The sequence below is a fragment of the Vibrio aquimaris genome (assembly GCF_009363415.1).
Taxonomy (GTDB): domain Bacteria; phylum Pseudomonadota; class Gammaproteobacteria; order Enterobacterales; family Vibrionaceae; genus Vibrio; species Vibrio aquimaris.
Map to the genome: position 1 here is coordinate 112197 of NZ_CP045351.1, position 16041 is coordinate 128237.

10 protein-coding genes are annotated in these 16041 nt (G+C 42.4%); 7 read left to right on the forward strand and 3 right to left on the reverse strand.

Annotation, left to right across the window (positions count from 1 at the left end; translation table 11 throughout):
• Positions 1-299: 299 nt before the first annotated feature.
• The 7 genes from FIV01_RS15095 (at position 300) to FIV01_RS15125 (ending at position 13220) form a co-directional block, all read left to right on the forward strand.
• Complete coding sequence (locus tag FIV01_RS15095; protein ID WP_152431833.1) at positions 300-8033, forward strand: M91 family zinc metallopeptidase; 7734 nt, start codon at positions 300-302, stop codon at positions 8031-8033.
• 446 nt (positions 8034-8479) lie between these two features.
• Positions 8480-9556, forward strand: coding sequence for a TyeA family type III secretion system gatekeeper subunit (locus FIV01_RS15100; protein WP_152431834.1), 1077 nt, complete (start codon positions 8480-8482; stop codon positions 9554-9556).
• Complete coding sequence (locus FIV01_RS15105) at positions 9546-9947, forward strand: hypothetical protein (RefSeq protein WP_152431835.1); 402 nt, start codon at positions 9546-9548, stop codon at positions 9945-9947. Before FIV01_RS15100 ends, FIV01_RS15105 begins: the two co-directional genes overlap by 11 nt.
• A gap of 1 nt (position 9948) precedes the next feature.
• Positions 9949-10347 (forward strand): hypothetical protein, encoded by a 399-nt coding sequence (locus FIV01_RS15110; protein WP_152431836.1) that lies wholly within the window; start codon positions 9949-9951, stop codon positions 10345-10347.
• Entirely contained in the window at positions 10347-10679 is a 333-nt protein-coding gene (locus FIV01_RS15115) for a hypothetical protein (RefSeq protein ID WP_152431837.1), read from the forward strand. Before FIV01_RS15110 ends, FIV01_RS15115 begins: the two co-directional genes overlap by 1 nt.
• 72 nt (positions 10680-10751) lie before the next feature.
• Positions 10752-12764, forward strand: a complete 2013-nt coding sequence (gene sctV, locus FIV01_RS15120; RefSeq protein ID WP_246210550.1) for a type III secretion system export apparatus subunit SctV — start codon at positions 10752-10754, stop codon at positions 12762-12764.
• A 24-nt stretch (positions 12765-12788) separates the two neighbouring features.
• Positions 12789-13220, forward strand: a complete 432-nt coding sequence (locus FIV01_RS15125) for an InvB/SpaK family type III secretion system chaperone (RefSeq protein WP_152431839.1) — start codon at positions 12789-12791, stop codon at positions 13218-13220.
• Between the two features lie 105 nt (positions 13221-13325).
• On the opposite strand, the gene FIV01_RS15130 is transcribed toward FIV01_RS15125, so the two are convergent.
• The 3 genes from FIV01_RS15130 to FIV01_RS15140 all read right to left on the reverse strand — a co-directional run bounded on the left by FIV01_RS15130 (position 13326) and on the right by FIV01_RS15140 (position 16035).
• Positions 13326-13796 carry a hypothetical protein gene (locus FIV01_RS15130; protein WP_152431840.1) on the reverse strand — a complete coding sequence of 157 codons (471 nt, stop codon included), beginning with the start codon at positions 13794-13796 and terminating at the stop codon, positions 13326-13328.
• Positions 13783-14610, reverse strand: coding sequence for a winged helix-turn-helix domain-containing protein (locus tag FIV01_RS15135; protein WP_152431841.1), 828 nt, complete (start codon positions 14608-14610; stop codon positions 13783-13785). Before FIV01_RS15135 ends, FIV01_RS15130 begins: the two co-directional genes overlap by 14 nt.
• 312 nt (positions 14611-14922) lie before the next feature.
• Positions 14923-16035 (reverse strand): OmpP1/FadL family transporter, encoded by a 1113-nt coding sequence (locus tag FIV01_RS15140; RefSeq protein WP_152431842.1) that lies wholly within the window; start codon positions 16033-16035, stop codon positions 14923-14925.
• Positions 16036-16041: the final 6 nt, after the last annotated feature.

The window sequence follows — 16041 nt, forward strand, 5'->3', positions numbered from 1 at the left end:
TTGGTTGATCTTACCAGTGTGTAAAAATCCGATAGGCCCTGTTTATCGGATTTTTTTATGCACGCTTCCCAAGCCCTCGACATCATCAACAGCTGCAAACCCAATCAAGTAGAGCCGCTCGACGACCTAAAGTCGTTGGCTAACATGGGCTGTATAGGCGCCAACAGATAATTTTTTTTGTTGGTTTGTTTGATTTTTTTATTACTGTTTTTGTCTTTTTTATCATTATTTTTATGCTTGCGGGTGTTATCTATAGCCGAGATAAACCTCTCGCATTAAATGATAAAAGGTAGCGAACCATGCCTAGTGTAGATAATAATTCTCAACTTTCATCAGTGATGAACAGTGCTGTCACTCAAGATGCTCCCGAGCAAACTTTTGGTGCAGGTTCATTGACTCGGGCATCTAATGACAGTAACGCAACGCTGAAATCAACTAATGCAGAGGCAATAGCTACCACTCCTGAAGATCTTGCTGCCGCTGGAAAGAGGGCAATGAGTAAAACGAAGCCGGAGACCACCGCCACTAATCAAAGTGAAGTCGGGAAAGAATATCGAGCGAAACGCTTTAATGTTCAAACCCCTAGCATTGATAAGAGTCAGGTAGACACGCTTGTTGGCATGGTAGAAAAGCTTAAAGAATTAAAGGGTAATAATGCTCTTAGTACTCATGAGTCCCCGAAATTTTATGCGCTTGTGAGTAAACTCGAAACATTGTCAGAAACGATAGCAACGCACAATAACAACGGTAATTTTAAAGAATGGATTCAGGCTGATATCCCTAAGAAAAAAGACGGAGCCGTATCGAAGGTCCTGAAAAGGGCTGTGGGGGTTTCAACCCAAACGAAGGAAGGGGAAGTCGGCAGTAGACAAAAAGCCCAGTCTTTGACTAGACGATTGGACGCGACCTTACAAGGGTTATTGGGAGTTAGTCGTGCACTCATGAGCATCACCGAGCATCCTAGCACCGAAGTCATCAAGCAGATAGTGGACCAAGGAATGGATGAGGTAGAAGACGATCCTCAAAGTGCGGCATACAAAAGACTTAGAGAGGAAAGAGTTGCGGCAACCCAAGACAAGCTCGCTCAGGAGTGTGCAGAGGCTTTGAACAGCGCAGAGCATGAAATCACTAAGACCAAGCAGCGACATTCACAGCGCCAACATTTTTTTCACGAGGGTGCGGAATCATTTTTTAAGCAAGCGTCTCAAGTATTTAAAGACGCCTTGCCCCACTTGTCTAATAGGCAGCCTGTGTCCCATAAGCAGCGCTTTCATCTTATGGAATTAAGGTTGCAACATGAAGTTGAAAAACTGAAAGAGAATGCGAGCGAGCAGCCAAGTACGAAACTGCTTGCTACCGCCGCAGAAAAGCTACTGAAGTCAAGAATATCACAATCTATTGTATGGGATGGTAAGGTTGATGAAAGCAAGGCATTCATAAATAGTCAGCTAAAGGGCTATCTGGCAGGAACTTTAAGCACCTTGTGCAGTGTGGCTGAGCAGCTGAATAGCTTTGCTGAATATCCAGATGATGCTGCCTTAACCCGTAAGGCTGAAGCACAAATACGTCGGAATATACCAGAGTTCAGCTCTGGTGAAAAAGAGACTCCAGGAGGACAGACATGGCAAACAGAGCTTGATAATAAGGTGTCTACCCTCAAGAGTGCCAATCAGTGGAAATTGGACCAAACGCAGAAAGCAGTCTCCAGACAGATTGAGGTATTAGCGCACATAAAAGCCCCCAATTCTAAAGAATTTTACAGCGAAATACTTGGCTCTCTTGTACAGATAAAAAATCAGTTACCAAAGGAAAGTGAGCGCTCTGTGGCTTCAAAGGTGAAGGATACTTGGGTAAGTACCAAAGAGGATGCGTCTAAAGGAATTAGCCAGTTAGAACAAAAATTCCCTGCGACTCTGAATGCTGCCCAAGCGAAACTGACTTCAATGATTGGTGCATCCCAAAAAAACCGTCAAACCCTTCAAGAGAAGGTTCTCGATTCTGCGGTAAGGACAGTGCTGGAGTCCCTGCAAAGGCCTGCAATAAAGTTGCAAGAGCCCAGCCAGTCTTTACATACGTTGGTGAAAGAACTGAAAGGGATTGAAGGGGAGCTAAAATACCATGAAGCGCACACATCACGTCACGGCAGTGAGACAAATAAACAAGCGGATGATTTGATAAAGCAGGAGTCCCCTAAAGCACTTAAGTTAGCAGCGCTCAGTCAACTTCTTGATAAACGTACCCAAAGCGCTCGTGACGCGATCACCCGCCAGCTTCCAAATGACCTGCCGAGTGCATTTAACCGAGATAACCTTGAAAGCCGTCAAGCTGAGTTAACTCAAATTATGCAGGATAAGCTATGGACCCAAGTTTCTACTGCGATCCATTCGTTACTAAAGCAAGAGGGTGTTGAAGAAAAACACCATGAAAGAATTAAAAAGCAGCTGGATGACGCTTACAAGACGAGCTTTAAAACGGTTGCTGAAGAGTTGGTTAAGTCAATGATTGACTTGCAGAAGTCAGTTCAAGCGGCGGAAAAAAGGTCTTTTTCAGATGCGGATCACTTGTCAAGTTTATCCTCTGCTAGGACACAAAAAATGACAGCGTCACTTGCTAATCAATCAGCCACTATCAAAGGTAGGCCAACACTGGATAATAAATCAGTGGGCGCTTTTCTCGCGAGACACTGGGCAGAGCAGATTCAAAGCGAGTTGAAGCTCTCCCCCGAAGACCCTTTACCTGAGGAAGACAAAGTTCACACCTTGCTTGAAGAACAAGGCATACTGGATGAGTCCATTTTGTCACGCGGAGACCCTAAAGGTTTTTTGATGGCCAGTCGGGTTGTGCAAGAGTTGGACAATGCGAGACGTGGAGAGTTAGTTCACCCTATGAGTCCGCAGGAGTCTGCGGAGATGGAGAAAGGGCTGATTGATTTTATGGTCAGTTGGGGTCAAAAGCGTTTAAGCCGCGGTGCGCCAGAGCTGATAATTGAAGCGGTAACGGATTTGCCCACCGCCTGCACTTTTAATATCTTCAGCCCGCTTTATCGAGTTCCAATTGCTGCCATCAAAGTGCCTTATAGTGTCCATAAAACGAGTTCGTTAAATAGACCAGAGCAGGACAAGCCCTATAAAGCCATTAATGTCATGTTAGAGAAGAAACTCAAACAACTGGGCTTTCAAATTATTACCTCCCCTTTACCGACGGTAGCTAAGGTGGGGCTAGGAGGGTCGCTTGCCGTAGGTGGTATGGCCTATAACGCTAAGGTCAAAGAGCAAGAAAGCTCGCTGGATTCTATTCATGGAAGGCATGTGAATGGAGATAAAAGTAAGCAATTAAAGATCGATTCATACGCTAGTATGGCGGGGCGCTTGGTTTCTGGTGCTCCAGGGTTGGTGTCTGAGGAGATTTCAGATGCCATCAAAGCACGATTGGCAGGCAATCTGAATGGGACTCAAGAACGTGGTGTTACTGCGATTGATGCCGATGACGAGGTTGCCAAACTAGAAAGATATCCCGGAGAGGTAAAGACTTGGCAATATGAAGGTGCAGAAGGTCTTAGCATTACCATCGAGGGCACGGAAGAATACTACCACCATGTTTCAAGTGTGCTTGATGAGTTGGAGGCTGACACAGAAATGGGTGAGAAGCTCCAGCAGGCATTGGAAGGAAAACCATTTTCCATACATTTCCCAAAAGAAGTGGAACACGATGGGATCAGTGTTCACCCTGCCAGCATAGACCTAGATAACAACATCATCTACTTTGATCCTTTAAATACACTGTCGCACGATTCAGAGAGCGCAGGAGGCGATCAGCCTATGCTGACACTTGCTCATGAATTGATACATCGCCTAGATAAAGACAATTTGCGTAGAGATGATGATACACAGCCGTTTACTGCGGAAGAGAAAAGGCTCTTAGAGACTATGGCAGTAGGTGCAACATATAAAACCCCGGATGGCCAAGAAGTCGATTTCAGTGACCCGGAAGTAAAGAAAAAGTACCTGAAAGAAGGGGCGCCGATCTTTACTGTAAATCAGCTAAGGGATGAACTCGGCATAGAAGAGCGCTTGGAGTACACCGAAGGTGATAATTCGGCTGAAGGAAGGCTTCACTTCCAGCACCCAGACAACTCAAACCTGAGAACGGAAGTTAGCTTGTTTAGGAGTTGGAAGACCCTTGAAAAACAGATCGAAGAGACGGAAAGGAGAAAAGAGGACAACCCTAACTGGAGATTTGTTAAGGAGGGGAAATTAAAGCGCAAGTTAAAGAGACTTAATGCCCAGCTTAATGTGGTCAATAACCAAATGGCCCGATTTCAAAGTGAAGCCCCAAACATTGAAAGGCTAGCCTTTGCAAAACTGTGGTTAGCTGAAGCCAAGGCAGGTTCGTTTGAAAAAAATATGGCAGAACAATATTTGGCGAGCGTAGAAAGTGATATTGACAGTGGTCGGGGTGTGCAGTCCGAACAAGTCTATGTCTACGGTACTCAAGTGCTTGCTCTTGATGATTTTAAAAGAGAAACCATGGCAGGGTTAGAAGATGCATACACTTCAGGTGATCGTGTTAAAGTTTATACATTTGTTTTATCAAAATTAGCGTCAGTGAAAGAAAAACTTGCCAATGGAGAGATAAAAACGCTAGAGCAAGTTCAAACTTTACTAGCGCAAAAGCAGTTATTAGAACAAGCAGAAGAGAAATTACTTAATGAAGCTTATATGTCAAACTTGCCTGAAGTCCGCCATCTTTTTGGGGTTGAAAACGATAATGCAGTAGCCCCAGAAAGTGGCGCTGTCGACGACGCCTCAGAAAGGTTAACAACCTTAACTGAACGTTATCAAGAATTAGGACGAGAGGTTGAAGAGTATTCTGGTATCACTGAAAGCCAGTTTAGTCGTAACCCTGATGATCCCAGATATGTGGAAGCTCGGGATAGGCTGGAAGGTATCGTTTTAGATTTATCTGATGATTACTGGGCCATTACTGGAAAAAGGCCAGAATTGCCAGACCACGGTGAAGGTTACGCAGGCTTGCAAAGCCTTATTGATACCGCCGATGATCTAATGACCAAACTTAGGACCATAGAAAGGCTGTCAGTTCAGTTAACAGAAGAAGTTGACGGGGATATTAGCGCATTTTTCCAGGATAAAAGAAGCAACTTGAGTATAGTTAATTATAGGGATGTCTTTGTAAATCTCAGGGAAAACTATAACAACGAAATAAGGGCTCTTGAACAGTCTGAAGAAACCATTATTAATGGAGTCCCCAAAGAAACGTTGATACAAAGGGTGAATGCGAAGCTGTTGTTAGTTGACCAAAGAGAGCGTGAATATATTGATAAATTTCGACCTCGTTTTTCTGAACAAGGGGTCAGCTCTGAAAGGGAAATCAAACAGGAAGGGGAATTTCAACACGCTTTTGCTTGCCTTGAAAAGGCCAAGTCAAACGGCTTTTTTATAGTAGACGGGAGGCCGATACCAACTTCTGATCTTGCATCCATGACCATATTTGTATCTTCTCCAAAGTATAATGTAGATCCCACTCCGATCACTCTTCTTGAATATTTAACATCCCAAGATGACTACAGCGACTTTTATTTAATTTTTCCAAGGGAGGTTAGTGACGCCGAAAAGGTATATTTAGAGGAAATGAGAGGAGATATTGCTAGAACGGCTGAAAAATTAAATAAAGATCCTATAGATTATAGATTCCTTGCGTTTGATTCTAAGGTTAAAAATCTAGATGTATATCTACAGCAAGTATTAGATGACATAAACCAAAAGCATGGAACAAACCTGACACTGGATGATAAGGTGCGTTATTCCTGTCGTCTCAGTTCAAGTACAAATACCGTGGCTCCTAGTGGAGGAACATTTGCTGACACAGGGACAGTTAGGGAGTTACTGCTGGGAGAGCTAGAGAAGAAGCTAGCAATGCAGAACAAATTTGGTGTTACGGTTACCGGTGAAGAGTATAGATTTGTTGATACAAGAAAAGGTGACCAGAATGTAATCGATGATCTAGTAGCAGTAGATATGCAAAATGATTATATTAACGAGCTTAAACAAGTCTTTGATACCAGTGATGCTGCCAAAGGTAACCCAGACAGCTTGATATCCAATCTTAATGGTCATGTAGGTAATATTCTGTGGGATTTGGGTTTTGATCATTCACAAGACAAAGTGTATGAGTTAGTAACACCTACTGTATCTAATGACCTTGGCTCATTCTCGATGGGGCCACTGGAGGTAATATATGGCGGTGAAAAAGCAAATGGTTTAATGCTGGTTGAACTTAAATCTCAAACTGAGGGGGAGAAAACGCCTGTTGTATTAGTATCCCATTTTACAGGAGAGCAGCTTCATTTTGAATCGATGGAGTCCTGTAGAGCTGCGCTAAGCAATGATGAGTTGGAAGAATGGCTCCAGGCCCATCTTCCAAACCCAAACTCTCTTAGGCATGGTATAGAGTTAACAGAAGTGAATCCTTCTCATGTTGCGGAAAACATGCTAAGTGTCATGCAAGATAGGCTAGTCGATATCGCAGATCGGGAGGCGACTAGTGATGGCGAAAGAAGGGGTTTGGTGGCTTTAGAAATGATTAAACCCTTGTTAATACTAGCCAGTGTCCCCCTAGCACTAGCCAACCCAGCTATTGCCGTTCCATTAGGCATTGTTATGGGATCTGGCCCAGCTTTTGCGCAAGCGGCCATAGCAGATTCTCCAGAGGAAAAAGAAGGCTACATTATTGAAGGCTTAATTGGTGTAGGAGCTGAGGTTGGTGGTCAGGTTGCTGGTCAGGCGTTAAAAGGTATTCTTGGGAAAGGAGCTAAAGCTTATCGTGCGTTTGCTAACAACTTAGATGACGCCCCCACAACAAGTGGATCTTTTAGGCCTAATGGAGGCCGTGCGGGTGGTTTGGATGATATAACCCCACCTAGGCAAGTTGGTAGTGGGCCACTTAGACAGCAAGATGTTGTTCTTGAACCAGCAACCAAGCTTCCTCAAGCTAGCAAGCAGAGTAATGAAGTCGTTGCGAGTACTGTTGAGAGTACAAGAGTAAAAGTAGCTAATGATCCCAAATTCAGTGAATTATCTGTTAATCCTAGGGGGAAATGTGAAGCAGCGGCTGTTCACTATCGCAACCTTTTTGCAAAAGACCCCAACTATAGCAATGTCCATATTGGGGAACTTGGCATATGGCCGAATGCGCAAGGAATAGGAACTAATCACTATGTAGTATTTGCTACCAGAGATGGTGTGGAAATGGCCATTGATGTTACCAGAGATCAGATTAGGTTTCTTCCCGACGGCCCGAAGGTGATGACATCAGACGAATGGTTTCGGACATACCAAACTGCTCTCCAAGATAGGCCAAGAACTCTAGTTAAATTTGCTAAAGTTAAGACGGGTACTGGTACATCAGAATTTAGTGACAGCAAGGCAAGAGGGGCATTTGACTATGTGGAGGACGCGTCTGTGCTTTCTAGACCTTCTTGGTTCAATGAAACCAATGCAGCCCAAGTGAGAGTACCTAATCAAGCTCAGGGTAATCAGGGAACTGATTTCAGAGAAGCCTCGTTCTCTGGACGGGTTCAGGGAAATGGTGAAGGGCATGGCTTGCAAGCTGGAAACTCCCAACCAATACGTCAGGGAGGCTCATCGGATCATTCTTCGAGTGTGCAACCTAGAAGGCAAAATATGGAAGGGCAAGGGTTTAGAGGCAACACAAGGCGGCTAGAAGATTGGGGGGGAAATGGTGGTCAAGAAGCTTCTCATGCGGGTCGGACCGGCCCTCGTTATAGGCCAATACAAAGGACAACTGTCAGGGATGTGTTTGATTCTAGAAGGACAAATCCTGCCTCTGTTGGCCAGCCTAGAAGCCATGAGCCTAGGCTTTCTGATACACTTTACCGGCGTACGGGAGATGATTTAGCTTCTGTTAGGGACGCAAGGCTTGGAGGGAGTTCAACGACGACCCAACCTGGGGTTTGGCAATTTGGCATCGTTTTAGCCCGTGCTGCGGGTTTGTAGAGATAAGTTACTTTTTCTAAAAAGTTGATAAATCGTGCTGATAAGAGGACTGTGTTTGGCCTTTTTCAGCACTTTTTATGTGACACTTCATTTTTCGCTCAGCCATATCCCCCAATACTGAATCGTTAAGTTTGTTTTAAAAGCCATTCCATCGATATTGACCCCATCTAAATAAGAAGTCATACGGACAGAAAGTGACTTTGGGTTCGCATAACGTGATTGGTTTTGTTGCACATAAATAAAAAATGTTGGTTCTAAACAATGGCAGTAATGCTAGGAGTTAGGGTAACACCTACCTGATTTTGGATAAAATGGAAATTTTTTGCCTTTTTTTGAGTTTTTCACTGTGCTGAATTGTTATCGTACCTCGGGTGATGAGCACCAATTTGTTGCTTTTTATCATGTTGTCTTAAGGGATCGTTCCTAGCAGAAGAGGATATGTAGGCATGTCAGGTAACGTAATGAATACGGCGTTGAATTCAGGGGTAATGGCTCAAGGGATACCAGAAAATGGTGTTCTTTCCAAAGTAAAGGCATCTCCTCAAAGTTCCTTGGCCAGTTCTCTAGAAGAATTGGGGTCCGCAATCTCTGAGCGACGAAATCGCAGTAAAGATGAGACTAAAGCGAATCAAAGGTCAGACAGAGACCAACTGAAATTCATCGAAGAAATCCAAGAATATCTTCAGCAGGTTCCAGATCTAGAAAAGCAAAAAAAATTGCTCTCTTTTGTATCAGCTAATCTTGGTAAATCCAAAACTGCAGATGAGTTCTTATTATGTTTGGAAAGTTTCAGTGATGAAGAAGGACTTCAATACCTTGCTGGCAAAGTATTAGCTGAATCTAGTGATCCAAACGATAAAAGACATTTCAATGAGGCACTAGATACATTTTTTCAGCAGCATCAAAAATCGATCTCAATTACGCTTAACACTAGCGCTGCTTTTGCAGAGCAACTTCCGATAGAAGACATCGCGCAAGCAAGATCAGAATACCGAACTCTTACTGAGTATCAAACGCATAGTAAGGCATGGCAAGACTTACAGGTCATGGCGAAAGAGTATGGTTCGATAGAGAAAGCAATAGAAATTCATCAAACAGCACTATCTGCTGATTATCATTCACTAAAACCAAGTGATGATAAGTCTGTGCTTGGTCAAGTCATGTCAAACCTCGGTCAGTTGAAGCAGCTTACAACGGTTTTTAAACTGGTTGAAAATGTTGCCAAACTCATTGAGAAGCTCTGCTTTGTTCCAATTAATAGCTCGGCTTTAATGGACCATCTCCTGACATTTGCTGATAGCCAACATGTGGGTCAGAGTCGGTTTGACAATAGCATGAAAGATATGGGGATAACTTTGCCCAATGCAAAGGTTGTTGCAGCTCAGCAGATGAGAAGAATTGCAATGGCATTACCGGAGGGAATGTATCCCACACTTGAGCATCGTGTAAGGGTAACGACGAGCTTACAAGACTGCGTAGATCAGGCGATTAATAAAGAGGAGGAATGGCTGGATGCACAGTAGTGAATATGATGCTATTTCCGGTTTTTTTAATTTACTTAATTATCACTGCCAAGAGGAACTGCTGTTAAGTCTTAATGATACAGAAGGTTGTCTAAGTTTTACGATTATTCCGCAAGAACTTGGTTTGCCAAATGACGAAATTCATGTCGACTTGAGTTGGAACAATGTTTGTCTATCACTTGGAGCGTGTCTTTCTGCATCTTGGCTTACACCAAAAGCAGTGCAGAGTTTACTTCTAGAACCGGTAAGCCACTTGCAATGCGCAGTTGATAAAAGTGGTCGAGTACACCTTTTGTCTAAATTTAATCGTGCAGAGGTGAGGCAAGAACAACTTTATCAGAAATTCATTCAGATATTAGACAAACTCAGACTAGCGAAAGTGAGTGGTTAGTATGTTAAAGCCTGCATCGCAAAGATTAACAGAAAATGTGCTCTATCCGATCCCGCCTTCAAGCTCTACGTCTAATGACTCGGACAATAGTGCTGTAACGGTAATAGAGGAAAGAAAAGATAGAGATAAATATCCGAGTGTTGTCTCACATAAAGGTGTTCCGGGGTTTTCAGAAGAAGGGATAACTAACACGCTTGATTCAGAGGACCTAGGCTCATGGTATCGCGCCCAAGCTGAGCTCTCTGAAAGAACAATCGGTGAATATGAATTGCAGAAATTAGGGAAATTCTTGCAGCTTGAGGAAGATGAGGCTAGTCAGCATCTCTTAAAAGAAGCGGAAAAACTCTGGTTGTTATCGCGTGGTTTGAGATTAATGATGTCTTCTTTGGTAGGTGCCTAGTGCTCATAGAAAAGAATAATGAAAATATTAGTACCGTTCGTCGAGTATTAGTCTTGTTTTTGGAACAACAGCAGTGGCTTCGAGCTAAATGGGCTGCCGTTTGGTTAGAAGAGCGAGGTGATATAGCGGCACGTGTTGTGCTTGTTGAGCTCATGATAAGACTTGAGCAGTACACAGAGGCTTTGGAAACGCTGACTAGACTACCGATTTCAATACGCAAAATGACAAACGTTAGGCGGTTAGAAGCCAGAGCAATTTTCGCACTTGGTCATAGCGCTCTTGCTAAGAAAATATATTTATCCAGTCTGGATAAAACCCCAAGTATCCTTTAAATACGTAAAAGGACGTTGTAAGTGAAGAATATATTAGAAAAACTTTCCGGTCGGAACGACCTTTTCTTAGCAATGCTATTAATCGCAGTCGTGTTTATGATGATCTTACCAATGCCTACGGGTTTGGTTGATGTTCTTATTGCGACTAACCTAACCATAGCCGTTATATTATTGATGATGGCTATTTATATTCACACGCCTTTGGAATTTACAGTATTTCCATCACTTCTTTTGTTAACAACCTTGTTTCGACTTTCTCTTTCTATCACTACAACCAGACTAATACTACTTCAAGCTGATGCTGGTCAAATTGTATACACTTTTGGTGAGTTTGTTGTTGGCGGGAATCTGGTCGTTGGTGCGGTCATTTTTCTTATTATAACCATAGTTCAGTTCTTGGTTATCACAAAAGGTGCTGAACGTGTGGCTGAAGTCTCGGCGCGTTTCAGTTTAGATGCGATGCCAGGTAAGCAAATGAGTATCGATGGCGATATGCGTGCTGGAACTATAGATATGGAGGAGGCCCAAGAGCGTCGAAACAAGATAGAAAAGGAATCACAGCTATACGGAGCCATGGATGGGGCGATGAAATTCGTCAAAGGGGACGCGATAGCTGGGCTAATTATCATCGTAGTAAACCTTCTAGGAGGAATTGCGATTGGAATGTCACAACATGGTTTATCTGCTGGTGATGCGCTGTCTATATATGCATTACTGACCATTGGTGATGGCTTGATTTCTCAGATTCCAGCACTCTTTATTGCTATTACTTCTGGGATGATAGTGACTAGGGTCTCATCAGAGAAAAGCGCAGATTTAGGTAAGGATATAAGTACTCAAATCAAGAAGCAGCCAAATGCATTGTTAATTGGTGGTGTTATTCTACTGCTGTTTGCCTTGCTACCAGGCTTCCCTACTATTACGTTCCTTGGATTGTCTGCATTGTTGTTTTTTGCCTCATATTGGTTGAGTCGATCTGCGAAAAATACCTCTTCTAACGATGACATAGAGGAGGCTGTCACTGAAGGGGAGGGGCCTGGGACGACCAAACAAGAAGGCTTCTCCCTAACGCAGCCATTATCGCTTTCTATTAAAGAACTACCTGAAAAAGGTATTACCATTGAAAGGTTGGTTCCCGCGTTGACAGAGCTTCGTCAGAAGCTAACGACAGAGCTTGGTGTTCCTTTTCCAACTATCCACCTCTACAGCCAGCCTACAAAAGAGAATAGTGAATCACTTAATGCTCATTATCAGCTTTTTGTACACGAAGTTCCCGTACTTTCAGGGTATATAGTGCAAAACGATACACTTATTACTTCTGATGAGCAGCAGTTGAAGATGCTAGATATGTCATTTGAGAAATCTACTTTCCTCAGTAAAAGCTTGTTCTGGGCAAAGAATCAAACTGGTGAAGCTATTGAAGCGATGGGGTTGGATGTTGTAGATGAATTGGATGCTCTTGTGGCGGATCTTCATTCTTTGCTTAGTAAGCATGCACAGGAGTTTATTGGTGTTCAGGAAACTAAACAACTATTGGAACATATTGAGTCAGACTATGAGGAATTGGTCAAAGAGGTCCAGCGCCAACTTCCTGTGTTTAAATTGACGGAGATATTGCAACGATTAGTGTCTGAACAAGTCCCCATTAGGAACTTAAGAACAATTCTTGAGGCTGTGGTCGAATGGAGCCAAAAGGAAAAGTGCACGATTCAACTAGCTGAGTATGTGCGAATTTCACTCAATCGATTTATTAGTCACAAGTACAGCAATGATAGCAACATGCTTATGGCATATATGTTGACGCAGGATGCAGAAGAGGCTATTCGAAGTGCTATCCGTCAAACATCATCAGGAAGCTATTTAGCCATGGATCCTGGACAGTCTGAGTCTTTATTGGAAAATTTAGTAGCGACTGTTGGTGATTTGGATAGTAGACCTCATATGCCTGTTGTTATCACAGCGATGGATATAAGGCGCTACGTAAAAAAATTGATAGAACCGCGTCTCCCCGAACTATCGGTACTTTCATTTCAAGAACTGAACGAAAGTGTCAACATTCAGCCTATAAGTCAAATAAACCTATAAATTGATAATCAAAAGGAAAATATTATGTATAGAGACCCATTGTCATTTTCACAAAATACGACTCAAGATCTAGCACAATCGGTTCGACACGCCTTAATGCAACTCGGTTGTAGTGAGGAATTGTTACTTGGTTTTGATAGTTATTCAACGATAAAAATGGAGTTTGATGACTGTGAAGATGTTCATATTTCACTAGAAAACGATCGTCTTTGGTTATGGAGTAGATTTAACACAAAAGTATCAGATCTGAATCACTTCTCTCTATCTATACTGAAACTACTATCTAAACCTATGTTAAATGTAGAAACATCTCAACCAGTAATTGGTGAATGTGAAGATGGTTTTGAAATTAAAGCACTAGTGAACCCAAATTGTGTAGATAACGTGAGCGAGTTTTCTAGCGTCGTAGAAGATTTTCACTCGGTGATAAAAAGTGTTTTGAACGAGGCAGCATAACTTTGGAGGGTGCATTAAAAGTTGCGAAATTTTAACAGGAAAACGAGCCGAGTACTGTCGCTCGGCTATTGCAAAAATATTGAAAGGATAGTTTAGCTAGAAAGCTCAATGTCTTTCTAGAGCAATCACTTGTCCACCATTTAGGTAAGTAGCGATAACAACGTATTTATCATTTTTTAGTATGACATCAACAGGATGTATACCTCGAAGTCGCTTCTTTGAACTGCTCGCAACTCTACTCATAGGAAAGTTCTTTTTTCCAAAGTTAGAAAAGTTTGCGCTGAATTCCTTAATACTGAAGCTATAACGTCCATCGGTCGTTGGCTTAAGTTCTCCAGTCTTGAGCACCTCGCCAGATATCTTTCCTTTATCACTTTGTTCTTCTATGAACAGTTTTGATTCGACATGATTTCCTTCTCGAAAGACTTCGTAGCTTCCTTTGCCATGATAAGATGGGTCATCATTAGTCACGTCGAACTCTCCAGAAAGTGCATGTTTAGATGTATCGCCTACAGCCCAAACAGCGACTAGAGTGAGATACAAGGCTGTAAATAAAGTAATTTTAATAGTACGCATTATTAATCTCCTCCAAAACAGAATCTAATAGACTTTGTCGAGATTTAGTTGAGCGCGAGGAGATAAGTTTATTGTATAGCGAACCATCTTGCTTTACTAATGACAGTGAGAAGTTGTTCTTTTTTATCATTAATGCAACCAGCTTCGCGTTATGAGCTTCTGAAGATTCTTGAATTCTGCGTATAAAATCTTCAGGTATATCACTTATATAAGAATAAATAACACAATTGTCGTCCTTGAAAACAACGGGAGGTAAAGTATTAGTGAACTCGTCTTCCCAAGTTACTTTATAGTAGTTAATACCAGTCCATGATAGCAAAGTTATCAGCAGGAAAATGGAGAGGAGAATAAGGTTTTCTTTGCTAACCATGGGTAAATGACTGACGCTTAATTTTTTTGACTCTGTATGATCAATACTATCAGCGTGCTCTGTGTCTACTTCTATTAAAGGGGACTGGTTCGGCAGTTCACTTCCCAACTCTTCAATACTAGATTGTGTGACTATACTATCTTCGAGTCTATATCCAACTTTTGATACAGTTTTAAGCCATAGCTGCTTCTTTCCATCGTCACCAATTAATGTTCTGACATTACTGATGGCTTGGGTAATTGAACTGTCAGCAACAATTTTACCTGGCCAAGCATTCTCGAGAAGATGCTCTTTGTTAACAATATTTCCGGCATTCTTACAGAGTTCTAAAAGTACAAAAAAATCATGGGTACCCACTCTTTTCTTCTGTTTAGTCTCTACGTTAAATATAGACAGAGAACTTTCGTCAAGGATCAAGCTCCCTACTTTATAATAGGATGTCATCGATTGTTTACTCACCTAAGTTTAGAAAGTTTAGAAGTTACAACCTAGCCTTTGATATTTTTATTATGTTTTTATTAGGTAGGCACTTTAGAGAAAGATCATTTCTTTCTGTCAGGCCATTGTGAATTTAATGTCACTTTTTGTGAATTTAATTGCCCAGTATGATGTTTTTATGCATAACTATGTAGTATTAATGTTTGGATGAAGGTGGTGTTTATTATTATGTTGTCGTTATAGATCAACGAATTATTCACCAGCTGCTCTGTAGTAACTGGTGAATAACTTCAATGGTAGGAACTTATAAAGGGCGAGTTAATGGCTGTTCCAGCTGTATCCTAAGCTGAGAAAGTAAAGCGCTGGGTCATTAAATTGTGCGATGGTATTGCCATTTGGTCCTTGGAATTCTGAAGAATCAATCAAAGTTGCTTCGAGTGCGATAGAAAGGGTATTGGTATTATCTAATTGGTAGTCGAAGCCCGAGCCTATACGATAAGCTTTACCAGCAGGAATAGTGATATCGCCATGAGATTGGTTGGCATACATGCTGGAATCGTAAGCAAAGCCTGCGTTCCACGTTAAACGCTGATTAACTTTGTATTGAGTGCCAAGGGCGACTTGATAGGTATCTTGAGTGTCTGCGCCCATTATTGTTTGGTAATCACTCCAATCTTGCCAATTGAGGTTACCCATTACAGCAAGTTTGTCGTTGATATTGTGGAAGGCACTAAAGATGACCTGCTGGGGCGCAAGTGCGTCACTGGTATCAAACTCAAATTCAGTTTCATTGGTGTAAGCTAAACCAATTCGAGTATCAGAACTAAATTCGTATAATAAACCTAATTTGCCATTGACTTGGACATCGGTGTCGTGTTGGTCGATGTTCACTGCGTTTGAATTCGTAGAGTAGGCTTTCAAGTCAAAAATGCCGTAGTGAATACCTAACGAGGCCCCCACAGATAATTGCTCGTTAATCCGGTATGACGCAGAAGGTTGGAATGTCAGTGCTTGCGTGGTCGCACTAGGTACTTCTAAACGAGAAAATAAATGCTCATATTGTAGGCCTAAGCCGTAGTTACCGTAAAAGCCCGCGCCGATTGTCCATTTATCGTTGAGTTGCTGGCTGTAGAAAGCTGAGCCTAACGGGACATATTGAATGGTATTGCCTGCATCACCGCCACCTATGGTATCCAGAGTAGCATCGCCGTAGAGGTTGATAAAGTTACCGGAAAAAGACTGTCCTTCTACATTGGCAAGGCCCGCTGGGTTGGCCGCGATAACCGATGAATCTTGGGCCCTAGCTGCCATTCCAGCAGAGGCCAGTCCGATATCTGTGGTTGAGGTTTCGTATAGGTAGAGCCCGCCAGCATGGGCACTGCTGATGAGTATCATTGGCGCTACAGCAATGAATTTATTAATTGTTTTCATGGTTAA